Here is a 23,935-nt window from a genome sequence, read left to right as displayed (position 1 = left end):
CGCCAGATCCTGCATCCCCCACGCCCGCGCTCCCCGTAGCAACGTCCCGGGCATGGCCGCTGTGGTGGTGGGCCCTTCCCGCTGGCCTTCTTGCGCTGGTCGTTCTCAGCGGCGTCGCGCTGGCACGGCGCAAGGCCAAGGGCAGCCAGGCCGCGCCCCAACCCGCACCGCGTCCCGCGCCCCGACCGGCACCGCGCCCCACGGCTGCGACGACGCCAGCGCCGGACGTGGCCCCGACTGCACCGGCAACGGCACCGGCTCCGGTGCCCGCCTCTCCCCCGGCTTCAAGCCGCCCGCAGGCACACGGCGAGATCGCCTTCGAGGCGCTCTCCCTGCGCCTCTCGCTGGTCTACGCCTCGTTGCGCTTTCGCTTCTCGCTGCGCGCGCTGACCGAAATTCCACCCGCCAACCTCCACGCCGACCTCACCTCCGCGCACGGCTCGGCCAGCCGCGAGGAGCAGCTCGCACCCGCACTGGAAAGCCTGCCCGTGATCGCTGCGATCCCGCGCCTCGCCGAGGGTGAATACATCGTGCGCGAGGGCGAGCTGCAACTCCCGCTGAGCGCGATCCGCGCGGTAAGCGAAGGCGGTGCGCGCTTCTTCGTGCCGCTCGTGCGCCTCGCGCTTGTTGCCGACATGGCTCACCCGGAAACCCGTGCGGACCAACCCGAACTCGGACTCGGGCTCGTCTTTACGGTCGGCCAGCCCAGCCGCGCGGGCGCTGATGCTCCGACCTCCGCGCTCGCACCCATCCGCATCGACACGGGTCCGCGCGACATAGCCGTGCTTGACGTGCGCGAAATCGCGGCTGGGCGGCGCAAGCATCTCTTGCCTCTCGATTTCGCAGGCGCGCCCGGTTAGGCTGCACGCTCATACCCCTCACACGAAGCCTCCCCAAGCGAGGCGCGGAGTTGAACTTGAGCGACAGCACGGATCTGAAGACCACGCGCACGGCCACCCGGGTCGTGGGTGCGGGACGGCGCAAGGAATGGACAGGCGCCGTCGTCAACCCGCCAGTCTGGCGCGCCTCGACCCATCTTTACGAGGACACCGCCGCGCTCGCACGCGGCAGCCAGTACAACGAGGACGGGCGCTTTTTCTACGGCCGTCGCGGCAGCCCAACGCAGTGGGCCCTGTGCGAGGCGCTGACGCAGCTCGAACCGGGGGCTGCGGGCACGGTCATCTACCCCTCGGGTGTCGCGGCGATTTCAGGCGTGCTGCTCACGCTGTTGAAACCGGACGATGTTCTGCTCATCAGCGACAACGCCTACGATCCCTCGCGCTCGATGGGCACCGGGCTCCTCGCCGACTTCGGCGTGGAGGCGCGCTTTTTCGACCCCCTCGACATCGAGGCCTACACCGCGGCCTTCTGCACGAAGACCCGCGCCGTCCTGCTGGAAGCGCCGGGCAGCCTCTCCATGGAGATGTGCGACCTGCCTGAACTTGCCCGCATCGCGCGCGAAAAGGGCGCGATCTCGGTGCTCGACAACACTTGGGCGAGCCCGCTCGGCTTTGCGGCTCTGGAAAAGGGCATCGACATTTCGCTGATGGCGCTCACCAAGCACGTGGGCGGGCACTCGGACCTGATGATGGGATCTGCAAGTGCGGGCCCTGAACTCTACGAAGCGCTGCGCAAGCGCGCGCAGCAACTGGGCAATGTCGTTTCTCCCGACGACGCCGCGCTAGCCCTGCGCGGTCTTCGCACGCTGAGCCTGCGCCTGCGCCAGGAAGCGGCCAGTGCCCTCAAGATCGCGCAGTTCCTGCAAGAGCGCGAAGAAGTGGCGCAGGTCCTGTGCCCGATGCTGCCCGGCGCGCCCGGCCACGATGTCTGGGCCCGCGATTTTACTGGCGGCTGCGGCCTCTTCAGCTTTGTCTTCCGGGGCGGCTCGATGGAGGACCGCAACCGCTTCGTCGACGCGCTCCAGCTGTTCGGCATCGGCTTCTCCTGGGGCGGCTACGAAAGCCTGGCGCTCCCGATCCAGCCCAAGAGTGCGCGCGCGGTCATGCCCTGGCCGCCGGTCAGCGCAAACGACGCGGCCACCGACCGGCATGGCGTGCGCCTTGCCATCGGCCTGGAGGATCCCGACGATCTCATCGCCGACATCGAACAGGCCCTTGCCGCCTGGAAGGGCGCATGAACGTCACCGCCGCGCTTGCGGCCGCCGCGATGATGGCGAACGAGATGGCCGCAGGTGAGAGCCCCGATCCCGAGGCCACCGGCGAAATCCTCACCGCGCCGTCCCCGACGCCCACCGTCACCCAGTACGTCGAGCAGCCGTTGGCGGGCGCGGACGGCCTGCGCGATGCAGTCGCCTCGCACTCGAACACGATCGGCGGCTTCATCAACACGCTCGATGCCATCGCGATCGAGGTCGGCTCCACCCGCCTCTCGCTCTGGGATCTGACCGTTGTCGCCATCGTCATGGCCCTGGTCATCTCGATCGCCTGGATGACGAGCAAGCTCTCGCACCGGGTGCTGAGCAGCGCGACCCGGCTCGACATGACCCAGCGCCTCCTTATCGAGAAAGGACTGAGCCTGCTCATCTGGGGCATTGCCATCCTCGTCGGGATCGACGTGCTGGGGATCGACCTCACCGCGCTCACCGTGTTCTCGGGCGCGTTCGGCCTTGCCATCGGCTTTGGCTTGCAGAAGACCTTCGGCAACCTGATTGCAGGCATAATCCTACTTATGGACAAGTCGATCAAGCCGGGCGATGTCATCGCGATCACCGACCAGGCGGGCAATTCCACCTTCGGGCAGATCCGCCGAATCGGCATCCGGGCGGTCTCGCTGACCACGCGCGACCAGAAAGAATACCTGATCCCGAACGAGAACCTGATGATCAATCAGGTCGAAAACTGGTCCTATTCCAGCCGCAACGTGCGCATTCAGGTGCCGGTCGGGATTTCCTACAATTCCGACATCGACCGTGCAGAGAAGCTGATGCTGGAAGCGGCCCGCTCGGTGAAGCGCGTCCTCGATGCCCCGCCGCCGACTGCATGGCTGGAATCCTACGGCGACAGCTCGGTGAACTTCATCATCCACTGCTGGATCACCGACCCCGAGGAAGGCATCGGCAACGTGCGTTCGGAGGTCCTGAAAACACTGTGGCACAAGTTCCAGGAGGAAGGTATCGAGATACCCTTTCCTCAGCGCGACATCAACCTGCGCACCAACGAGGCGCTGCGCGATCTGGTCGAGGCCCTGCGCGGTCGCGAGGCCCGCTGATCCTTAGGCCGAGTTCCTAGGTCCGTTGCGCTTTGCGCGCGGCCGATTCAATCGTCGTGGCGGCGGTTGTGCATCTGCCCGGTAGCCGAAGGCGCGGCGACGAAGCGCGGCCGGTCACGGCGCTCCATCTCAAGGCGGTTGCGGCCCTTGGCCTTGGCGGTAAAGAGCGCCATCTCGGCGCGCTCCATCGTCGAATCCAGGTCGTGGGAGATCTGCGCGACGCCCGCACTGGCGGTGATCACGAATTCACATTCGCCCACTTTCTGGCGCCGTTCGGCCAGCGTCGTCACCACGCGCGAGCAGATCGCCTCGGCCTGTTCGGCGGTGGTACGCGGGAGAAGCACGGCAAAGCGCTCCGAGCCGATCCGCGAAATGATGTCGTCACCGCGCAGCATTTCGCGCAGCAGGTCGGCAAAGACGCGCAGCACCGCATCGCCAGTATGCTGGCCGTATTTCATGTTGATCGAGCGGAAGAAGTCGAGGCTGAAAAGGCCAAGGCACCCTTTCATCTCGCTGCCCAGCATGTGTTCCAGCATCGAGACGAACGCGGACCGGTTGGTCAGACACGTCAGCGAATCCGTGTAGGTTGCCGCGAAGAGCTGGTCTCGTAGCTCGCGCTGCTCGTCGATGCTGCGCATCAGACTGATCGCGCCATAAACCTCGCCGCTCTCATCGCGCAGCGCCCGCGCCCGGAACCGGTACCAGCTTTCGCGCTGGTCGGGGGTGTGCGCGGCAACCTCGATCCAGGTCCCGTCCTCGCCTCCTGCAACCGCGTTGCCGTGGGCGTAGGCGACCTGCGACTTGCCCTCCTCGCCGACGAGATCGAGCAGGTGTACGCCAACGTGGGCATTGGTGCTGACATCGAACCCGAGCTGCGCGATCGCCGGGGAGGCATCGACGATGTACCCCTTGAGATCGGTCTTGACGACGATGTCCCCGCTGCCATCGGCCAAGAGCCGGTAGAGCGCGACACCTTCCTGAAGATTGAGCTTCTCGATCACCGCCTGCGCCTGGTCGCTTAGAGTTCGATCATGATCCGCACCTTTTCAGGTGCGGTCTCGACAGCGCTCGCGATCTGTTCGCGGCAGCGCGCGATGAGTTCGGCAAGCCCCGGTGTGAAACGGTCGGGCCGCAGATCATCGACAGGGACGCCAAGGGCATCGGCAATCCCGCTCATGCGCTCCTCGATGGGGCGCGCCCGGCCCTGTTCCCAGGCCCACACGGTGGGCTTGCTGACGCCCAGCTGACTGGCGAGTTCGCCCTGGGTGAGCCCACGCAGCTTGCGCAGGCGGTGGATCCGCTCGCCCAGGCTTTCCCCGCCGACTGTGGTGTCCGGCGCGGGATGGGCTGGCAGCACGCCGGTCTGGAGCTGAACCGCGCTGCGCAGTTCGACCGCGCTCAGGGCGCTTTCGGGCACGGGCGCCAGAAAGGCGCAGCCGTAGAGCCGGTCGCTCGACCAGATCACGCGCGCGGGCAGCGCGCCCACTTCGGGCAGGGCAATCTCCAGCGTCTCGCCGATCTCGAGGTTCTCCTCGGTCTCGAGCAGCGCGCCGGTCTCGCTGAAGTTGTGAATGGCGACCTGCGCCTCGTTTCCTGACGGCAGCTTACCACGGGTTTCCAGGAAAAGGCGCCGACGCTGTGCGCGCGCCAGCCCCGAAGGATCCTCGACGGTATCGAAATGAGCGGCAATGGCCAAGGTGATGGTACTCCACTAAGGGGTGAAGCACTGACGCATCGGGGTAAAGATTCCGTTAGCGAGGCCCTGAAATTGCATGCTGGGCAGCTAACCCGGTGAACCCGCAAAGCGAACAAAGCCCCGCCCCCTTGCGGACTACGCAGAACGGAACCGTTATCTGCGCATTCAATGTTTACAATCCTGTAACCAGCACGCCCCTAGGTAAGCTGAAAACGATTGGGGCGCATTTCACGTGTTAGCGATTCTTTCCTGCATCCAGGACCAGCATGAAGTGCGCTTCGTGATCGTGGCCGGATTGATCTGTATTCTCTCGGCCGCGACCACGGTGCTACTGCTGCGTCACGCCCGCGAGGCGACGCCGCGCGAACACTTCAACTGGATCGCTCTTGCCGGAGTGTCCTCGGGCTTCGGGATCTGGGCGACGCACTTCATCGCCATGCTCGGCTACGCGCCGGGAGTGATCATGGGCTACGACACGTTCCTGACGCTGCTCTCGCTTGTCCTGGTTTTGGTCACGTCCACACTCGCCTACGCGACCGTGATGCGCACCGGCCGCCCCAACACGGCGTCGATCACGCTGGGCGCCATTCTGTTAGGTAGCGGCGTCAGCGCGATGCACTACTGCGGAATGCTGGGCCTGGAACTGCCCGCCCGCATCACCTGGGACGGCACCTATATCGTCGCCTCGATCTTCGCCTCGGTACTTCCCCTCTTCCCCGCCTTTCACCTGGGCCTCAAGCGCCACGGCAACGTCAGCTTCGCTGGCGCGGCGGCGCTGCTCGCGCTGTCCGTCGTCGCCCTGCATTTCATCGGCATGACCGGCCTCGCGGTGATCCCCGCCAACCTGCCCGTCCACTCCAACTTTATCTCCCCGGGCGCCATGGCCTTCGCGGTCAGCGTGATCTCGATGGGCCTGGTCGGCCTGGCCATCACCGTAGTCATCCTCGTGCGCAAGACCGAGGCCGTGATCCGCGAAAGCGAGCGCCAGTTCACGCTGCTCGTGAAGGGCATCTCGGATTACGCACTCTACATCCTCGACCTCGATGGCCGGGTCGCCAGCTGGAATGCAGGCGCAGAGCGCCTCAAGGGTTACACCCGCGAAGAGGCTCTGGGCCGGCAGCTCGGCGGCTTTTACACGCCCGAAGACCGCGCGGCGGGCCTTCCCGAACGCGCCCTCGGAATTGCAGCGAGTACCGGCAAGTTCACGGGCGAAGGCTGGCGCCAGCGCAAGGACGGAACCCGCTTCTGGGCGCATGTCACGATCGAACTGCTGAAGAACGAGAAGGAGCGCCCGATCGGTTTTGCCAAGATCACCCGCGACGTCACCCAGTACAAGGAGGCGCATGACCGCATCAACGCAATCGGCATGCAGCGCGACGCCGCTCTCGACCACATGCACCAGGGCCTGTGCCTGTTCGACGCCGAGGAACGCCTGGCGCTCTACAACACCCGCTTCCTCGAAATGTACGACCTTGGCGCGGATGACCTTCGAATTGGCATGACACAGGACGAGGTTATCCAGGCCGCGCGCACTTCCGGGCCTGGCCAGTCGCTTGCCCCCGAACACCTGGAAACAACCCGCAACCTCGTCCAGATGAGCCTGCGCGACCCCAGTCTCTCCCCGGTCATGGCCGAATATTCGGACAATTTCATCGTCTCGATCGCCAGCCGTCGCCTGCCCGATGGGGGCTGGGTCTCGACCATCGATGACATCACGAACCAGCGCAAGTCCGAGGCGCGCATCGAGCACATGGCGCTGCACGACGGGCTCACCGGGCTGCCCAACCGGACCCGCCTCAACCTGTGGCTGGAGGAATCGATTGCGAGCGCCCGCCACCATGGGCGCAAGCTGGCCATCACGGTATTCGACCTCAATCGTTTCAAGGACATCAACGATAGCTTCGGCCACGCCTGGGGCGATATCGTCCTTGCCGAAATCGCCCGCAGGCTGAACGAGACCCTCGCCGACGGCGAATTTGCCGCGCGGCTGGGCGGCGACGAGTTCGGCGCCGGCAAGATCTACACCACGGATACCCAGCTCACCGAGTTCCTGCGCCGCCTCGAGCGCTGCTTTGCCGAGCCGATCGAGCATCAAGGCCAGACCCTCCATTTCGGCGCCAGCATCGGCGTTTCGACATTCCCCGATGACGGGATCGACCGCGAAACGCTTCTCAACAACGCGGATCTCGCAATGTACCGCGCCAAGGGCCAGATCGGCGAGAACGTGTGCTTTTACGAGCCCAGCATGGACGAGAGCGCGCGGGCACGGCGCAAGCTCGCCAGTGATCTGCGCCAAGCCATCGAGCGGGAAGAATTGGAGCTTCTCTACCAGCCGCAGTGCTACATCGAAGGCGGGAATCTTTCGGGTTACGAAGCGCTCCTGCGCTGGCATCACCCGACCCGCGGCCTGGTCTCGCCGGACGAATTCATACCCATTGCCGAGGAAGCCGGCCTCATCCTGCCGATCGGCGAATGGGTGCTGCGCCAGGCCTGCCTGGAGGCCACACACTGGGACAACGACCTGCGCATCGCAGTCAACCTCTCGGGGATCCAGCTGGTCCAGCCCGACATCGCCCAGACGGTGACCCGCGTCCTGCTCGAAACCGGCCTGCCGGCAAGACGCCTCGAGCTCGAGATCACCGAAACCTCGATCATCTCGGACAAGGCCCGGGCCCTGCACAACCTGCGCCAGATCAAGGCCCTGGGCGTTGCCATCGCCATGGACGATTTCGGCACCGGCTATTCCTCGCTCGACACCCTGCAGTCCTTTCCGTTCGACAAGATCAAGATCGACAAGTCCTTCCTGCTCCAGTCCGACAGCAACGCGCAGGCCCAGGCGATCATCCGCGCGGTGCTCGGGCTCGGCCAGTCGCTGCAGATACCGGTCCTGGCCGAAGGGGTGGAGACTGCTGGCCACCTCGACCTTCTGATCAGCGAGGGCTGCCACGAAGCCCAAGGCTATTTCCTGGGGCGCCCCGGTCATGCGCCAAGCCAACTTCTGGCCAAAAGCAGCCTTTCCTCCGGCGAGAGCCCGCACGGCCCGCTGATCACGGCGACACCTCTCGGCGCGACCTGAAAAGGGAACACCGCCACCGGCATCCAGACTGCAAGGCCCGGAAAACGGCCCATTTCACCGGGCACTAAAGATGCCTTTGGGCACACCCAAGGCATTCTGGCTGGCATCGCCCAAGCAAGCTGTCCATGTCGGGGACCATGACCGTTCACTCCGCTCTTCCCGGCCACGCGGGGCCTGTCGGCACCGTCCACCTGGTCGGCGCCGGTCCCGGCGACCCCGACCTGCTCACCCTGCGCGCGGCGCGGCTGGTGATGGGCGCCGCGCTCATCGTCCACGATGGCCTTGTCGGTCCGCGCATTCTCGAGATGGCGCGCCCGAGCGCCCGCCTCGTTTCGGTGGCCAAGAGCCGTTCGCGCCACACCATGAAGCAGGAGGACATCAACGCCCTTCTGGTGACCGAAGCTCTTGCCGGTCAAGACGTGGTGCGCCTCAAGGGCGGTGATCCCTTCGTGTTCGGCCGGGGCGGCGAGGAAGCCGAAGCCTGCCGCGCAGCCGGTGTCCCGGTGCACGTCGTGCCCGGCATCTCCTCCGCGCTGGGCGCTTCGGCGGCGAGCCAGATCCCGCTCACCCACCGCGACCACGCCTCGATCGTCAGCTTCGTCGCAGGCCAGTGCAAGGGCCTTTCCGAACAGGACTGGTCGGGCCTTGCCGGCAAGGGCCGCACGCTGGTAATCTTCATGGGCCTCGCCACCACCGCCCAGATCAGCGAAAAGCTGATGGGCGATGGCCTGGCGCCCGATGTTCCCGTCGCCGTCATCGAGAAGGCGACCCGTTCCGACATGCGCGTCCTGCGCGCCCCTCTCGCCGGACTTGCCGAACTGGTCGCAGACCACGCCGTCAAGAGCCCGGCTCTCATCGTTATCGGCGAGGTTGCCCGCATCGAGGGCGGCCTTGCCGACCATACCATTCGCGCCATGGCGCTGGAGGCAGAGCAGTGAAGATCGTGACCGCAAATGACCTCAAGAGTGGGGCCGTCATATGGTGGACCGGCGTGGGCTGGTCGATCGATGTCGACGAAGCCGCCGATGTGGGTGAAGATGGCGCCAGGGTCATTGCCCGCGAGGAAGGCGCGCAGAACGCCGTTTCGGCCTACGTGATCGACGCCGAGAAGGACGGCCAGGGCGTGCGCCCCGCGCACATCAAGGAACGCATCCGCGCCTTCGGCCCGACGGTCCGCCTGGACCTGACGGTGAAGCCCGCCGACGCCAACGCCGTGAACTGGGTGATCTGATGTACAAGTACGACGAATATGACCAGCAGATGGTCGACACGCGCGTTGCGGAATTCCGCGACCAGGTGCGCCGCCGCCTTGCCGGTGAGCTGACCGAGGACCAGTTCAAGCCGCTGCGCCTGCAGAACGGCCTGTACCTCCAGCTCCACGCCTACATGCTGCGCGTCGCGGTGCCCTATGGCACGATGAACTCCGCGCAGATGAAGATGCTGGGCGACATCGCGGACAAGTACGACCGCGGCTACGGCCACTTCACCACGCGCACCAACATCCAGTACAACTGGATCAAGCTGGAAGACACGCCCGACGCGCTGGCCGATCTCGCCAAGGTCGAGATGCACGCCATCCAGACCAGCGGCAACTGCATCCGCAACATCTCCTCGGACCAGTACGCGGGCGCTTCGGCCGACGAAGTCGTCGATCCGCGCCCCTACGCCGAGCTTCTGCGCCAGTGGTCGAGCTTCCACCCCGAATTCCTGGTGCTGCCGCGCAAGTTCAAGATCGCGGTCATTGCCAGCGAGATCGACCGTGCCGCGATGCGCCTTCACGACATCGGCATCAACCTGGTCAAGAATGACGCGGGCGAAGTCGGCGCCGAGTTCTACGTGGGTGGCGGCATGGGACGCACGCCGTTCGTGGCCAAGAAAATCAAGGATTTCGTGCCCATCGACCAGATGGTCACCTATGCCGAGGCCTGCGTGCGCGTCTACAACCGCTACGGCCGCCGCGACAACAAGTACAAGGCACGCATCAAGATCCTCGTCCACGAGCTGGGCCTAGAGGCCTACTCGAAGGAAGTGGACGCCGAGTTTGCGCACCTCCTCACCCAGCCGATCGAGCCGCCGCTCGCCGAGCTGGAGCGCATCCAGGCGATGTTCGTCGATCCCGCTTTCGAAACCGGCCTCTCGGACGATCTGGACCTTTCCGATCCCGATTTCCGTCTCTGGGTGGAGCGCAACACCTTCGCCCACAAGGCTCCGGGCTATGTCATCGCGAACGTCTCGCTCAAGCCCATTGGCGGCATTCCGGGCGATGCGACGAGCGATCAGATCCGCCTTATGGCTGAGCTCGCCAAGGACTACAGCTTCGATGAACTGCGCGTCACCCACGCCCAGAACATCGTCTTCCCGCACGTGAAGAAGAACGATCTCTATACGCTGTGGCAGAAGCTGGAGAAGGCCGACCTCTCGACGCCCAACCTAGACACCGTGGGCGACATCATCGCCTGCCCGGGCCTCGACTACTGCAGCCTCGCCAATGCGCGCTCGATCCCCGTCGCGCAGAAGATCTCCGAGCGCTTCGGCACGGCGGAACGCCAGGCCGAGATCGGCGAACTCAAGCTCAAGATCTCGGGCTGCATCAACGCGTGTGGTCACCACCACGCCGGTCACATCGGCATCCTCGGCGTCGATAAGAAGGGTAAAGAGAACTACCAGCTCCTGCTCGGCGGTTCGGAAGGCGCGGACACCTCGCTCGCCAAGATCACCGGTCCCGGCTTCGACGAGGACGGCGTCGTCGACGCCACCGAAAAGGCCATCGATGTCTACCTTGCCAACAAGCAGGGCGACGAGCGCTTTCTCGACACCTACCGCCGTATCGGCATGGCCCCGTTCAAGGAGGCAATCTATGGTTGATGTACAGTTCCGCTTCCGCGACGATGAAGCGGTCAACGATCCCGCCGTGACGGTCAGCGCCTTCACCGAGCAGTCCAACGCCACCGCGGTGCGCATCGAGCCCAGCGACGATGCCCGCGACCTGCTGCCCTCGCTCGACCGGCTTGCGCTGGTCGAGGTGGCCTTCCCGGCCTGGACCGACGGGCGCGGCTATTCCTCAGCGCGCATCCTGCGCGAGGCGGGCTACACCGGCGAACTGCGCGCCACCGGCGATCTGGTGATCGACATGCTGCACCACATGCGCCGCTGCGGGTTCGATGCCTTCGCACCCGAAAAGCCGCTCAACACCAGCGATGCCGAAGCCGCCTTCGCGCGCTGGGAGAATGTGTACCAGGCAACGGTCGTCGATGGCCGTCCGCCGATCTGGGCCAAGCGCCACCCGGCGTAAGGTCCCCGCTGTCAGGAGGGAGCACCCGATGACCGAACAGAACGACACCCAAGGCCGCATCCGCGACCGCATCGAAACCGGCCCTCGCTTCGTCGAGGCCGACGCGGTGCGCCTCAACCGCCTCTTCCGCGGCTCCGACACGAGCGAGATGCTCGAGACGCTGCTCAAGGAAGGCATGGCGGGCGACGTGGCGCAGGTGTCGAGTTTCGGTGCCGAAAGCGCAGTGCTCCTCCACCTGGTCAGCCAGATCGATCCGAACCTGCCGGTGCTCTTCCTAGAAACGGGCAAGCACTTCCCCGAGACGCTCGCCTACCGCGACGACCTCGTGGAACGCCTTGGCCTGAAGAACCTCGTCAACCTGACGCCGGACGAAGAGGAACTGGCCAAGAAGGACGAGAGCGGACTTCGCTGGTCCTACGATCCCGATGGCTGCTGCGAGATCCGCAAGGTCAAGCCGCTGGCCAAGGCCCTTGCCGGGTTCGATGCGACCATCACGGGCCGCAAGGCCTTCCAGTCGTCTACCCGCAAGACCCTGCCCCGCTTCGAGATCGATACGACCGACGAACAGGGCCGCCTCAAGATCAACCCGCTGATCGACTGGAGCCCGGAACGGCTCGAAGCTTACATCCAGGAATTCGACCTGCCGCCCCACCCGCTGGTGGCGCAGGGCTATCCCTCGATCGGCTGCATGCCCTGCACCAGCAAGGTCGCGCCGGGCGAAGACCCGCGCTCGGGCCGCTGGAGGGGCTGGGACAAGACCGAGTGCGGCATCCACAAGCCCGGCGAGAATGGCAACGGCCCCGCCAGCGATCTCCCGCCCGGCTTCGATCCGGTGTTCTGACAAGAACGCACGGCCGATACCGGATAGTAAAAGGGGGGCGTACCCAGGCTGGGTGCGCCCCCCTTTTTTCGTGTATTTCCAGACTGCGTCAGCCGATGTGCATGGTCCTCTTCACCCGGTTGATTTCGCCCCAGTCGGTGACCTCGACCCGCAGCGTGCCGATCACCTCACCACTTTCGGACTGAAGTGGTGTGACCTCACCGCCGACCGACCGGGCCGCTTTCCCCGTCCTTGCGGATGAGGAACGCCGAAACGGTAGGCTTGCCCGGCTTCAGGTTCGCCGCAGCCTCGCCCTCGCCCAGATCGACAATCTGGCCATCGACCATAAAGAGCAGATTCTGCGCGTTTGCCAAACGTGCCGGCTTCGCACCGATGCGCACATCACTCATTGCATTCCCCATAGTACAAATCGCGAGGACATACACAGGCCAGGACCACGCCCTCACGAGCTCGTCACACTTGCACCATCCACGCTGATACTTGCGCCATTTGCACCATCTGCGCGCACAAACCGCAAGGTTTCCCCCTGCAGTCGAGCCGCGCTTTGCCCTATATTGCGGCGCAACATGACCGTACAGACTTTGCCCCCCTCCCAGCCGGTTCATCCGGCCCTCGTCATTCTCGCGCTTGCCGTGGGTGCCTTTGCCATCGGCACCACCGAGTTCGCCGCGATGAGCCTTCTCCCCTACTTCGCACGCGACCTTGGCCTGACCGACCCGCAGGCGGGCCACGCAATCAGCATGTATGCGCTCGGCGTCGTGGTCGGCGCGCCGATCTTCTCGGTACTGGGCGCGCGCCTTTCGCGCCGGACCATGCTGATCGGCCTCATGGCGATCTTCGCGGTCGGCAACGCGCTGAGCGCCATGGCCTCGAGCTATTCGACGCTGCTCATCTTCCGCTTCCTCGCCGGGCTTCCCCACGGCGCCTTCTTCGGCGTCGCCGCCCTCGTCGCGGCTTCGCTCGTGCCCGCCAAGAAGCGCGCCCAGGCCGTTGCCAAGGTCTTCCTGGGCCTCACCATCGCCACCATCATCGGCGTGCCGGCGGCCAACCTGCTCGGCCAGATCGTGGGCTGGCGCTACGGCTTTGGCATCGTCGCGTTCCTTGCGATGGCAACGATGGCACTCGTCGCGCTCTACGCCCCACGCCACGGCGCCGATCCCGACGCCACCCCTTTGCGCGAGCTGGGCGCCTTCAGGCGCCCGCAGGTGCTCCTCACGCTGCTGACCGGCGTGATCGGTTTTGGCGGCATGTTTTGCGTCTACACCTATCTCGCCTCAACCATGATCGAGGTCACCAGGACGCCCGAAACGCTCGTACCCGTGGTCCTTGCCGTCTATGGCGTGGGCATGACGGCAGGCAACCTGTTCTGGGCCTGGCTCGCCGACCGCGACCAGGACCGCGCAGCGATCACTGCCTTCGTGTGGGTCGCGATTGCCCTTGCCCTGTTCCCGCTCGTGGTCGAGAATGTCTGGCTGCTGGCCTTCGACGTCCTTCTCATCGGCTTTGGAGGCGGGCTTGGCACGATCCTGCAGACGCGCCTGATGGACGTGGCGGGCGATGCGCAGGCGCTTGCCGCTGCGGCCCACCACAGCGCGTTCAACACCGCCAACGCGCTCGGTCCGTGGCTGGGCGGCCTGGCCATCACGGCAGGCCTGGGCCTCCCCTCCACGGGCTGGATCGGCGCGGTACTCTCGCTCGGCGGGCTGGCCGTCTACCTCGTCACGCTCGCGCTCTACCGCCGTGACCAGCGCCAGAGCGCGCTTGCCACGGCCTGAGCTGACGCTCACCTGACACCAGAAAAAAGGGGCCGGAAAGCAGTGCTTTCCGGCCCCTTCTTGATCCATCATAGCCCACCGCGATCAGTCGATCATCATCAGGCTGGCGTTGCCGCCTGCCGCTGTGGTGTTGATCGAGATCGAGACTTCCTCGAGCAGCCAGGCAAGCCCCGGCCCCGGACGGCCCGCTGCGTGGACGGGCACGATCGGCCCGGGACGCTCGGCCATGTCGGCGCAAGCCTTGAGCAGCGCGTCCTTTCCGCCTTCAACAAGACAGGCCGCCAGCGGCTCGTCCGGTTCGGGCTTGAAGGCGGCGGCAATGCCCTCGGGCAGACCTTCGGGGAGGTCCATGCCCTCGACGCTCGCGGTGTTTCCGGTAGCCAGCACCAGCGCCATCATGCGCACGAGCCCCGAGCGGGTCTTGGGCCGCAGCAAGATTCGCCCACGCGGATGAAGCGCGTATTCGTTGCGTTCCCCCACAGGTCCGGGCAGCTCCATCTGCACGCCAAGGCGGCTTGCGGTGTGGATCGCGCGGGCCTGGGCGGCGCCCTCAAACCACTCCTTCTTCGCCAGCCAGCCCACGAACTCATCGACGAGCGGCATGCGCACGCCCGAGGGCGGCAGGACCAGCGGCGCCTGGCGCACGAGGCGTCCCAGGTACAGCGGGCCTCCAGCCTTGGGGCCGGTGCCCGACATGCCGCGGCCGCCAAAGGGCTGCACGCCGACGATGGCGCCGACCTGGTTGCGGTTGACATAGCGGTTGCCGGTGCGGATGCGCGACAGGACGTGCGCAACGGTCCCGTCCATGCGAGTGTGAAGGCCGAAGGTCAAACCGTAACCTGTCGCATTGATCGAATCGATCAGCGCATCGAGGTTATTGCGCTTGAAGCGCAGGACATGAAGCACCGGCCCGAAAACCTCCTGCTCGACGTCCTCGACACTGTCGATCTCGATGATCGTAGGCGCGACGTAGGTGCCCTTGGCACACTCCTCACCCAGATCGATTTGATGGACCGTGTGCCCACGTGAACGCATCGTCTCGATGTGATCGTTGATCTTGTCCCGCGCCTCGGTGGTAATGACGGGGCCCACGTCGACCGAAAGGCGATCGGGATTGCCCACTTCCAGTTCGGCCAGCGCGCCCTTGAGCATGTTAAGCGTGTGGCTCGCGATCTCGTCTTGCAGACACAGGATGCGCAGCGCCGAGCAGCGCTGGCCCGCGCTGTCGAAGGCCGAGACGATGACATCGCCCACCACCTGCTCGGCAAGCGAGGTGGAATCGACGATCATCGCGTTCTGGCCGCCGGTCTCCGCAATCAGCGGGATCGCGTGCCCCTCGTCCGACAGGCGCGTCGAAAGCTGCTTCTGGATCTTGCGCGCCACTTCGGTGGAGCCGGTGAACATCACGCCCGCCACCTCAGGCTGCTCGATCAGCGCCGCGCCAATGGAGCCATCGCCGGGCAGGAGCTGCAGCGCGTCGCCCGGAATACCCGCCTGGTGCAGGATGCGCACGGCTTCGGCCGCGATCAGCGGGGTTTCTTCGGCGGGCTTCGCAAGCACCGTGTTGCCCGCAACCAGGGCGGCCGCAACCTGCCCTGTGAAGATCGCCATCGGAAAGTTCCAGGGGCTGATGCAGACCACCGGGCCCAGCGGGACTTGCGCTGCGCCAAAGGTCTGGCGCGCCTGGAGCGCGTAGAAGTTGAGGAAGTCGATCGCCTCGCGCACCTCGGCAATGGCATTGGCCGCCGACTTGCCCGCCTCGCGCATCGCAAGGCCCATGAGCACGGGCATTTCGTCCTGCATGGCCTGCGCGGCGCGTTCGAGCATGGCCGCGCGTTCGCTCACCGGGGTCTCAGCCCACGTGCTGGCCACGGCGCGCTTCATCGCCGCTTCGGCCATGTCGGTGGGCGTCACCACCACCTTGCCCACCACATCGGAGTGGTCGGCCGGGTTTATGACGTCCTCGCCTTCGCCTTCCACGCCGTCGGCCGCGGCGTGCCAGGAATGGGTAACGGTGCCGGCAAGCTTGATTGTGAGATCGGCCAGCACCGCATCGTCGGCAAGGTCGAGCCCGGCCGAGTTGGCGCGGTCGGGATAGATCTCGCTCGGCAGGTCGATCTTGTCGTGCTTGCCCGCCGGATCGTCGAGTTCGAGGAGCGATTCCACCGGGTCCTCGACCAGCGTTGCGACATCCACCTTCGGATCGGCAATGCGGTTGACGAACGAGGAGTTCGCGCCGTTCTCGAGCAGGCGCCGTACGAGGTAGGCGAGCAGCGTCTCATGCGTGCCGACCGGCGCGTAGATGCGGCAGGGGCGCGCAAGGTTGTCCTTGGATACCACATGCGAATAGAGCGCCTCGCCCATGCCGTGGAGACACTGGAACTCGTACTGCTCGACCGTGAAGGTCTCCGGCTTGGCCATATGGTAGATGGTCGAGAGCGTCTGCGCGTTGTGGGTCGCGAACTGCGGATAGATCTCGTCCGGCGCGGCCAGCAGCTTGCGAGCCGAGGCGATGTAGGCGACGTCGGTGTGGCGCTTGCGGGTGAATACCGGGAAGTCGGACTGCCCGTCGACCTGCGCGCGCTTGATCTCGGCGTCCCAATAAGCGCCCTTGACCAAGCGCACCATGATGCGCCGCTCGGCACGCTTGCCAAGATCGATCAGCCAGTCGATTACCTGCGGGCAGCGCTTGCCATAAGCCTGCACCACGAAGCCAAGGCCATTCCAGCCGGCCAGATCCTCATCCAGCGCCAGCGTCTCGAGAAGGTCCATCGAGAGTTCGAGACGATCCGCCTCTTCGGCATCGATGTTGAAGCCAATGTCATAGCCCTTGGCAAGCAGTGCCAGTTCCTTGACGCGCGGGAGCAGTTCATCGACCGCACGGCTCGCCTTCATGCGCATGTAGCGCGGGTGGAGCGCGGAGAGCTTGATCGAGATACCCGGGCCCTTGTAGACGCCCTTCCCCTCGCCCGCCGCACCAATGGCGTGGATTGCGTTCTCGTAATCCTCGTAATAGTCCTCGGCCGCCTTGGCCGTGACCGCAGCCTCGCCCAGCATGTCGTAGCTGTAGCGGAAGCCCTTGGCTTCGAGCTCTTTGGCGCGCTTGATCGCCTTGGCGATGGTCTGCCCGGTGACAAACTGCTCACCCATCATGCGCATGGCGATGTCGACACCGCGGCGTACGACCGGCTCACCGGCGCGGCCGATCAAACGGTTGAGTGCGCGCCCCAGCCCCTGATCATCGACGCTGCCATCGACGCCGCCATACAGCTTTCCCGCCACGACCAGCCCCCAGGTCGCCGCATTGACGAAGAGCGAGCGGTCGCCGCCCATGTGCTCGTGCCACTGGCCCTTGCCGATCTTGTCCCGGATAAGCGCGTCGCGCGTATCGTCATCGGGAATACGCAGCAGCGCCTCGGCCAGGCACATCAGCGCCACACCCTCCAGGCTCGACAGCGAATATTCGTACATCAGCGCATCGACGCCGCCCAGTTTCGCCTGCTGCTTCTGTTTGGCGCGCAGCATCTGGACAAGGTCGGTCGCGGTCTTGCGGATGGAATCGCGCATTTCACCGGGGAACCTCGCCGCCTCGATCAAGGGGGCCATCGCTTCGCCCTCCTCGCGTCGGCAGGCGCCGGTCACCGCACGTCGCAAAGCGCTGGGCTCGCGCACGGGTGGGGCGAAGGAGGCGAAGGGCGTGTGCTTGGTTTGTGTCGCGGTCATGATCCCAGATTATCTTTTTTGCAGTTGGCAGTCTGCCTTTTCGGCGTCTACTTCCAAAGCGTATGGGCTAAAGTTTAGTTTCATCTTGGGCGATTTGGATGGTCAGAAAAACGTTTGCAGGCGATCTGGATGAGATAGACCGCCGAATTATCGCGGTATTGCGCGCAGATGGCCGTAAAACCGTCACCGATCTGGCGCGCGAGGTCGGCATCTCGAAAACGCCCTGCCAGATCCGCATGCGGCGGCTGATCGACAGCGGCGTGATTCGCGGCTTCCAGGCCGTCGTGGACCCGGCGACGCTTGGTCTCGACCACATCGCCTTTGTCGAGATCGGCCTCGCCAGCACGCATGAGAAAGCGCTCACCGACTTCAACGAGGCGGTGCGCCGCATTCCCGAAGTGGAAGAGTGCCACATGATCGCGGGTAGCTTCGACTACCTGCTCAAAGTCCGCACGCTTGACATGCGGCGTTACCGCAAGGTCATGGGCGAGAAGATCACCAACCTCCCCCACGTGGCGACGACCTCCACCTTCGTGGTCATGGAGGCGGTAAAGGAAGTACACGGCTAGCCTCGCGCAGCGGGGACCGAATCGGACCCGTGCGCGCAAGCCTTACCGGGGCTTGGCGCGCGCTGGCCAAGAGACTGGCAGCACAAGATGCCTGCAGATAGGGAGCCCGCTAGTCTCTCCTGGGAGCGTGTCCCCTGCCATGCGCCCATGTGGGAATCCCCTTCACATCGCGCCTCCCGCGTGCACGCCAATGCTGCAGTCCAGCATCGATGAAAACCGCCGCAAGCTGCCATGGAATAATGAATAACCAAGCAGTCCTTCCATCGAACAGCTGCACCGCAGTGAATACCATTGGACATAGCACGAAACGTGTAATTGCACCCAATCCGCACTAGCTACATGAATGCAATGACACCGCTTCGGATGGCTTAGGGTTCTTTTAAATGGCCGTATCTGCTAGGGGCGCCTTCCGCATTTAGGGGAACCAGCCAGAGAACCGACACCACGGTCGGCGGACGGGAAGAGAATTATCCTTGCAGGCAGGACCAGACCGCCGGGCCACCTAGATGGCCCCTACCCGCGCTCGCACTGGCGCATCCTTGCTCTCGCAGCCCGTGCGCTTCTGGCGCTGATCGGCACGCTTGCGCTTGCCCACCCGGCCACGTCGGCCACCTCCGCAGGCGCGCGAAGCCAGACGCCCGCCTTCATGCACGACGAGGCACTGACCAGCGAAAACGGCTACACCACGCTGGAATGGGACGCGGTGCGTCCGGTCGTGGTCCACCAGGCCTCCACCCCGGCCATGAGCGCGGCCCGCACCATTTTCGAAGGGACCGGCACGCGCCTCTTCGTCAGCGGACTGCCCGATGGCAACTACTATTTCACGATCGCCGATGCCGCGCCGGGGGCCGCGCCCTCGCCTCCGCTGCATCTGGCGGTCACGCACCAGTCGCTCTCGCGCGCGCTCTGGCTGACCGCTCTGGGCGCGCTGGTCTTCGCCGCCATCGTCTTCGTCATCCTACGCGGAGCCCGCCGTGAGCGTTGAACAGGCTCTTCTCCCGCCCTGGCTTGGCTGGACGCTGTTGCTGGGTTTCTCGGTGCTCTGGATCGGGCTTGGCGCCTACTGGGGGCGGCGCAACAAGAGCTTCGAGGACCATGCCCTGGCCGGGCGCAACATTGGTCTTGCGCTTGGCTCGGCGACGGCGGCGGCGACCTGGATCACCTCGAACACGACTATGCTCGCCCCGCAGATGGCGCTGCAATTGGGCGTGTGGGGAATGCTCGCCTATTCGACCGCCTCGCTCGGCCTGTTTCTCTTCGCGCCCATGGCCACACGCATCCGCCAGCTCATGCCGACAGGCTACACCAGCGGCGACTTCTTCCGCCTGCGCTATGGCCGTGTGGCCTGGGGCATTTTCCTCGCCTTCACGCTGTTCTATTCGCTGACATGGCTCGTCTCGATGGCGATGGCAGGCGGCATTCTGCTCAACACGCTTTCGGGCATTCCCTATGGCTGGGGGATGAGCGTGATCCTGGCCGTGTGCGTCGCCTACACGATGCGCGGCGGGCTGGGCGCGGTCATCGGCACCGACTTCATTCAGAGCCTCATCATCATCATCGGTATCGTCGTGGTCGGCATCGCCGTCCTGGCCCACGTCGGGGTGGACGAGATCCACGCAAACCTCTCGCGCGAGCGGCCCGAGCTTCTCAACGTGCTCTTTCCCGCAGCCCTCATGGCGATCTTCAACAACCTGCTCTTCGGCCTTGGCGAGGTGTTCCACAACAACGTGTGGTGGAGCCGCGCCTTCGCCTTCCGTGAAGGCCTGGCGGGCAAGGCCTTCGCGCTGGGCGGCCTGATCTGGTTTCCCATTCCCTTCGCCGCCGGCTTCATCGCGCTGGCTTCGGGCGCGCTCGACGTGCCTGTCCCCAGCGCCGACATGGTCGGCCCGCTGGTGGTGGCAAAGGTCCTGGGCATCGGCGGCGCGGTAGGTATCTTCGTCATCGTATTCTGTTCGCTCGCCTCCTCGATCGACAGCTTGCTGGCGGCGACTTCGGACCTGCTCACCGAAGATGTCTATCGCCGCCTCCTGCGCCCCTCGGCCAGCCCGGAGACGCTCAAGGCCACCGCGCAGTGGATCACGCTGGGGCTGGGTCTTTTCACCTGGGTGGTCTGCCTGCCGCGCGTCGGCACGCTAGCCTCGGTGCTGTTCTTCGCAGGGCCGCTGGTGGGCGCGATGATCTGGCCCATCGTCACCGGCCTCTACTGGCGCCGCGCCAGCACCACGGGCGCGGTGGGCGGCATGCTGCTGGGCGCCGGGGTCGGGCTCGTCAGCTATTTCGCCATTGGTTTCTACGTCGCCTCGCTCGTCGCCACGGCCGTCTCGATGGTCTGGGTGCTGGCCTGCGCGCTTCTTTCCCGCTCCCGTTTCGACTGGAGCCAACTGCGAGAGGCCTCCTGATGACCTTCTCAAGTTCCTTCCTCGCCGTGCTCGTCTATGGATCGCTAGGCTGGTGCACCTTCACCGCGCTGGGTCTTGGCGGCCTGCTCATCCGCGACATCCGGCGTGGAGAGATCTGGTGACCCGCAGCGTCTCTCCCGCCGCGCACGTCTGCCATGCGCCGGTCATCGTCAAGCGGCCGGGCAAGATCGGCAATTGCCCCAACCCGGCGGACTACATCGCCAACGCCCCGCAGATCCGCCGCGCCGTACTCGACCGGCTGCGCGGGCAGTCGGTGCTTTCGGCCGCACTGTTCGACAAGGACCTCCTCACCGAACTGGCCAAGTTCGCCGCCTATCTCCAGCTCAAGCGCTTCGACGTCGCGACCGCGATGAGCGACAAGATCATGGCCGCCGCCTTTTTCGAGCCCTCCACCCGCACCCGCCTCTCGTTCGAGAGCGCGATGCTGCACCTGGGCGGCAAGACGATCAGCGTGGCCGATGGCAAGACCACCGGCGTCGCCAAGGGTGAATCCATGCGCGACATCGGGCAGATGTTCAATTCCTACGCCGATGTCGTGGTAGTCCGGCACACCGAGCAGGCCGCCTTGTCCGAAATGTGCGAGTACCTGCGCGTGCCGCTCATCAACGGGGGCAACGGTTCGGACGAGCACCCCACGCAGGCGCTGGCCGACTGGTACGCGCTGCTGAAATGGCGCCCAGAGATCACCTTCGGCCGCCTGCCCGAGGAATTTCGCCTCAACATCGGCATCATCGGCACACCGGGCAACATGCGCACGGTCAAGAGCTTCCTGATGCTCGCCTTGCTCTTCCACGAGAACATCAACCGCATAACCATCTTCTCCGAGATGGCCGATCCGCTGGGCGAGGAACTGCGCGAGCTGACCAAGAACAGCCCGATCAGCATCGGCTTTTCGCAAAGCCTGAAGCAAAACCTTGAATACCTCGACGTCATCTACATGAACGCGATCGCCTATATCGGCGATGGCTACCGTTTCTTCGCCGACGCCTTCTCGCTCTCATCCGAGAGCCGGATCAAGCCCGACACGGTGATCCTGCACCCCCTTGCGCGCGGGCTCGAACTTGACGTCAGCCTCGATGACACCCCCCACAATCTCTACTTCAACCAGGCCGACGGGGCCGTTTGGATCCGCCAGGCGCTGCTCCTCGCGATCTTTGGACGGGTGGCCGACATCGTGCCCCCCGACATGCTCGACAACGAGCCTGTGCCCTACGCCTGATCTGCCTAACCGCCCCAACAGCTTTTTCATCCAAGGAACCTCCCGATATGTGCGGCATTGCCGGTCTCTGGACCCCTTCGGGCTATAACCAAGACACGCCCCGCCACGCCGAGGCGATGGCCGACCAGCTGGAACATCGCGGCCCCGACGGGCGCGGCTTCCATTTCGACGCCGCAAACGGCCTTGCCATAGCGCACACGCGGCTCTCGATCATCGGCCTCAACGCCGGCGAGCAACCGCTGCATGGCCGCAGCGACGATGGCACGGGAGGCATTGCCGCCACGGTCAACGGCGAATTCTACGACTACAAGCGCCTGCGCGGTCTCCTGCGCACCGACGGCTTCCAGTTCTCGACCAAGTCGGACAGCGAAATCGCCCTGAAACTCTACGCCAAGCATGGCCTCGATTTCGTGGAGCACCTGCGCGGCGAATTTGCCTTTGCCCTGTTCGACGAGGACAGGCAGCGCCTGGTACTGGTGCGCGACCGTTTCGGCATCCGCCCCCTCTTCGTGCACCACGGGCCGCGCGGGATCGTCTGGGGCAGCGAGATCAAGGCCTTGCTTGCCCACCCAGACGTGCCACGCGATGTCTGCCCCAAGGCCCAGCTGCACCAGATGATGCAGGTCATGGTTCCGGGCATGACGCTCTACGAGGGAATCCAGGCGGTAAAGCCGGGCACCATGCTCATTATCGAGAAGGCAGGCGATGGCGTGGCGGTGCGCGAGGAGCGCTACTGGGACGCGAATTTCCCGCGCGAGGGCGAGCACGACGTCAAGAGCGATGAAGACCACATTGAGGCGGTGCGCGCCGCGCTGGTCGAATCGATCACGTTCCGGCTCGAAGCCGACGTGCCGGTCGCCTGCTACCTTTCAGGGGGCATCGACAGCTGCTCGATCCTGGGCATGGCGGCCGCGATCCAGCAGTCGCCTGTCAAGGCCTTCACCATCTCCTTTGACGATGCACGCTACGACGAGGCCCATATCGCCACCGAGATGGCCCAGATGGCAGGCGCCGACCAGGATATTCTGAAACTCAAGGCGGAGGACCTCTACGGCTCCAACTTCGAGGACGCGATCCGCTATTCCGAGCGGACCTTCTACAACACGCTGGGCGTCGCCAAGATGCTGATGAGCAAGCACGTACGCGAGGTCGGCTACAAGGTCGTCATCACCGGCGAGGGATCGGATGAACTGTTCGGCGGCTATGCTCAGTTCAAGGCCGACCTGTTCCTGCACGATCCCGAATACGCCGCGACACCGGCGGCGCAGGAAATGCGCAAGAGGAACGCGCTGTTCTCCGGCTCGGTCCTCGCCGAGGAGACCATCAGCCACCCCGCCTTCGAGGACGTCATGGGCTTCACCCCCAGCTGGATTCAGCCCTGGATGCTCACCCTCGAACGGGTAAAGCCGCTGCTGTCCGAGGAGTTCAAGGCGAAGCTGGGTGACTATGATCCCATCGCCGCTATTGCCCACAGCCTTGATCCCGCCATGCTGGAGGGTCGCCACGTTCTCGACAAGGTCCAGTATTCCTGGATCAAGACGATGCTGGAGGGGCAGATCCTGAACTGGGGTGGGGATCGAGTGGACATGGCCAACAGCCTCGAAAGCCGTCCGGCCTTCCTCGACCACCACGTCGCCGAACTCGCGATGCGCATCCCCCCGCAGGTGCGCGTACGCGGCGGCGTCGAGAAGTGGGTGGTGCGCGAGGCCATGAAGCATGTCCTCCCGCACGTCCTCTACGAGCGCGAAAAGTTCGCCTTCATGGCCCCGCCTGCCCACACCGATGCAAAGAAGACCGCCGAGATCGACAAGCTGATCGCGCGCTGGCTATCGCCGCAGCGCCTGGCTGCCAAGGGCCTGTTCGATCCTGCGAAGCTAGGCGCGGCAATCGCGGACTACCGCGCCTCGGACGACCATGCGCAGAACACGCGCATGGACATCATCCTCAACCACGCCATCGGCCTTCACGCGGTGGAAGAGCTGCTGACCTAGCACTACTTTGGCACAAGTGTGATCGGGTTGAGGTCGGGTGAGCATCCGCAGTGAGGGCATTGCGCTGGTGGGGAACGTTACAGGAGGTCAAGAATGGCTTGGCGC

General features: G+C 65.0%; 20 protein-coding genes. 16 read left to right on the top strand and 4 right to left on the bottom strand.

Features of this window, described 5'->3' with window-relative positions:
- From FMM79_RS21420 to FMM79_RS16145, 3 genes are all read left to right on the top strand, one after another.
- Nucleotides 1-860 (top strand): hypothetical protein (locus FMM79_RS21420; protein WP_205466697.1); only part of this gene is annotated, 860 nt, incomplete at its 5' end.
- A 50-nt stretch (nucleotides 861-910) separates the two neighbouring features.
- On the top strand, nucleotides 911-2,137 hold the full coding sequence (metC, locus tag FMM79_RS16150) for a cystathionine beta-lyase (protein WP_148628478.1): 1,227 nt from the start codon (nucleotides 911-913) through the stop codon (nucleotides 2,135-2,137).
- Nucleotides 2,138-2,181: 44 nt separating this feature from the next.
- A complete protein-coding gene (locus FMM79_RS16145; RefSeq protein ID WP_371710946.1) occupies nucleotides 2,182-3,228 on the top strand; it encodes a mechanosensitive ion channel family protein in 1,047 nt (348 codons plus the stop codon).
- Between the two features lie 47 nt (nucleotides 3,229-3,275).
- Here FMM79_RS16145 and FMM79_RS16140 read toward each other — a convergent pair whose 3' ends face one another.
- Both FMM79_RS16140 and FMM79_RS16135 read right to left on the bottom strand, forming a co-directional pair.
- On the bottom strand, nucleotides 3,276-4,229 hold the full coding sequence (locus FMM79_RS16140; protein ID WP_148628477.1) for a sensor domain-containing diguanylate cyclase: 954 nt from the start codon (nucleotides 4,227-4,229) through the stop codon (nucleotides 3,276-3,278).
- A 17-nt stretch (nucleotides 4,230-4,246) separates the two neighbouring features.
- A complete protein-coding gene (locus tag FMM79_RS16135) occupies nucleotides 4,247-4,924 on the bottom strand; it encodes a helix-turn-helix domain-containing protein (protein WP_148628476.1) in 678 nt (225 codons plus the stop codon).
- Nucleotides 4,925-5,156: 232 nt separating this feature from the next.
- Here FMM79_RS16135 and FMM79_RS16130 point away from each other — a divergent pair, with 232 nt between their 5' ends.
- From FMM79_RS16130 to FMM79_RS16105, 6 genes are all read left to right on the top strand, one after another.
- Nucleotides 5,157-8,000 (top strand): EAL domain-containing protein, encoded by a 2,844-nt coding sequence (locus tag FMM79_RS16130; protein WP_148628475.1) that lies wholly within the window; start codon nucleotides 5,157-5,159, stop codon nucleotides 7,998-8,000.
- A 125-nt stretch (nucleotides 8,001-8,125) separates the two neighbouring features.
- The gene (gene cobA, locus FMM79_RS16125; protein WP_240339251.1) at nucleotides 8,126-8,938 is read left to right on the top strand and encodes a uroporphyrinogen-III C-methyltransferase; all 813 of its coding nucleotides are present in this window, start codon (nucleotides 8,126-8,128) and stop codon (nucleotides 8,936-8,938) included.
- The gene (locus FMM79_RS16120; protein WP_148628473.1) at nucleotides 8,935-9,231 is read left to right on the top strand and encodes a DUF2849 domain-containing protein; all 297 of its coding nucleotides are present in this window, start codon (nucleotides 8,935-8,937) and stop codon (nucleotides 9,229-9,231) included. The genes cobA and FMM79_RS16120 overlap by 4 nt, the downstream gene beginning before the upstream one ends.
- Nucleotides 9,231-10,865, top strand: a complete 1,635-nt coding sequence (locus FMM79_RS16115) for a nitrite/sulfite reductase (protein ID WP_148628472.1) — start codon at nucleotides 9,231-9,233, stop codon at nucleotides 10,863-10,865. The genes FMM79_RS16120 and FMM79_RS16115 overlap by 1 nt, the downstream gene beginning before the upstream one ends.
- Nucleotides 10,858-11,292, top strand: coding sequence for a DUF934 domain-containing protein (locus FMM79_RS16110; protein WP_148628471.1), 435 nt, complete (start codon nucleotides 10,858-10,860; stop codon nucleotides 11,290-11,292). The genes FMM79_RS16115 and FMM79_RS16110 overlap by 8 nt, the downstream gene beginning before the upstream one ends.
- Nucleotides 11,293-11,320: 28 nt before the next feature.
- Nucleotides 11,321-12,133, top strand: coding sequence for a phosphoadenylyl-sulfate reductase (locus tag FMM79_RS16105; RefSeq protein WP_148628470.1), 813 nt, complete (start codon nucleotides 11,321-11,323; stop codon nucleotides 12,131-12,133).
- 197 nt (nucleotides 12,134-12,330) lie between these two features.
- On the opposite strand, the gene FMM79_RS16100 is transcribed toward FMM79_RS16105, so the two are convergent.
- Complete coding sequence (locus FMM79_RS16100; RefSeq protein ID WP_148628469.1) at nucleotides 12,331-12,522, bottom strand: hypothetical protein; 192 nt, start codon at nucleotides 12,520-12,522, stop codon at nucleotides 12,331-12,333.
- A gap of 177 nt (nucleotides 12,523-12,699) precedes the next feature.
- Here FMM79_RS16100 and FMM79_RS16095 point away from each other — a divergent pair, with 177 nt between their 5' ends.
- Complete coding sequence (locus FMM79_RS16095; protein WP_148628468.1) at nucleotides 12,700-13,908, top strand: MFS transporter; 1,209 nt, start codon at nucleotides 12,700-12,702, stop codon at nucleotides 13,906-13,908.
- A gap of 84 nt (nucleotides 13,909-13,992) precedes the next feature.
- Here the strand turns inward: FMM79_RS16095 and putA are convergent, their stop codons facing one another.
- The gene (gene putA, locus FMM79_RS16090) at nucleotides 13,993-17,631 is read right to left on the bottom strand and encodes a bifunctional proline dehydrogenase/L-glutamate gamma-semialdehyde dehydrogenase PutA (RefSeq protein ID WP_148628467.1); all 3,639 of its coding nucleotides are present in this window, start codon (nucleotides 17,629-17,631) and stop codon (nucleotides 13,993-13,995) included.
- Between the two features lie 98 nt (nucleotides 17,632-17,729).
- Here putA and FMM79_RS16085 point away from each other — a divergent pair, with 98 nt between their 5' ends.
- The 6 genes from FMM79_RS16085 to asnB all read left to right on the top strand — a co-directional run bounded on the left by FMM79_RS16085 (nucleotide 17,730) and on the right by asnB (nucleotide 23,830).
- Nucleotides 17,730-18,200 carry an Lrp/AsnC family transcriptional regulator gene (locus FMM79_RS16085; RefSeq protein ID WP_148628466.1) on the top strand — a complete coding sequence of 157 codons (471 nt, stop codon included), beginning with the start codon at nucleotides 17,730-17,732 and terminating at the stop codon, nucleotides 18,198-18,200.
- Between the two features lie 646 nt (nucleotides 18,201-18,846).
- The gene (locus FMM79_RS16080) at nucleotides 18,847-19,185 is read left to right on the top strand and encodes a hypothetical protein (protein WP_148628465.1); all 339 of its coding nucleotides are present in this window, start codon (nucleotides 18,847-18,849) and stop codon (nucleotides 19,183-19,185) included.
- Entirely contained in the window at nucleotides 19,175-20,599 is a 1,425-nt protein-coding gene (locus FMM79_RS16075; RefSeq protein WP_148628464.1) for a sodium:solute symporter family protein, read from the top strand. Before FMM79_RS16080 ends, FMM79_RS16075 begins: the two co-directional genes overlap by 11 nt.
- Complete coding sequence (locus FMM79_RS22100; RefSeq protein ID WP_256376811.1) at nucleotides 20,599-20,721, top strand: hypothetical protein; 123 nt, start codon at nucleotides 20,599-20,601, stop codon at nucleotides 20,719-20,721. Before FMM79_RS16075 ends, FMM79_RS22100 begins: the two co-directional genes overlap by 1 nt.
- Nucleotides 20,718-21,839: an aspartate carbamoyltransferase gene (locus FMM79_RS16070; protein WP_240339250.1), complete on the top strand. Its 1,122-nt coding sequence runs from the start codon at nucleotides 20,718-20,720 to the stop codon at nucleotides 21,837-21,839. The genes FMM79_RS22100 and FMM79_RS16070 overlap by 4 nt, the downstream gene beginning before the upstream one ends.
- Before the next feature lie 47 nt (nucleotides 21,840-21,886).
- Nucleotides 21,887-23,830 carry an asparagine synthase (glutamine-hydrolyzing) gene (gene asnB, locus FMM79_RS16065; RefSeq protein ID WP_148628463.1) on the top strand — a complete coding sequence of 648 codons (1,944 nt, stop codon included), beginning with the start codon at nucleotides 21,887-21,889 and terminating at the stop codon, nucleotides 23,828-23,830.
- The last annotated feature ends 105 nt before the right edge of the window (nucleotides 23,831-23,935 follow it).

Origin of the sequence: Novosphingobium sp. BW1 (assembly GCF_008107685.1) — a bacterium.
Lineage (GTDB): Bacteria > Pseudomonadota > Alphaproteobacteria > Sphingomonadales > Sphingomonadaceae > Novosphingobium.
This window is presented reverse-complemented; position numbering and strand designations above follow the sequence as displayed.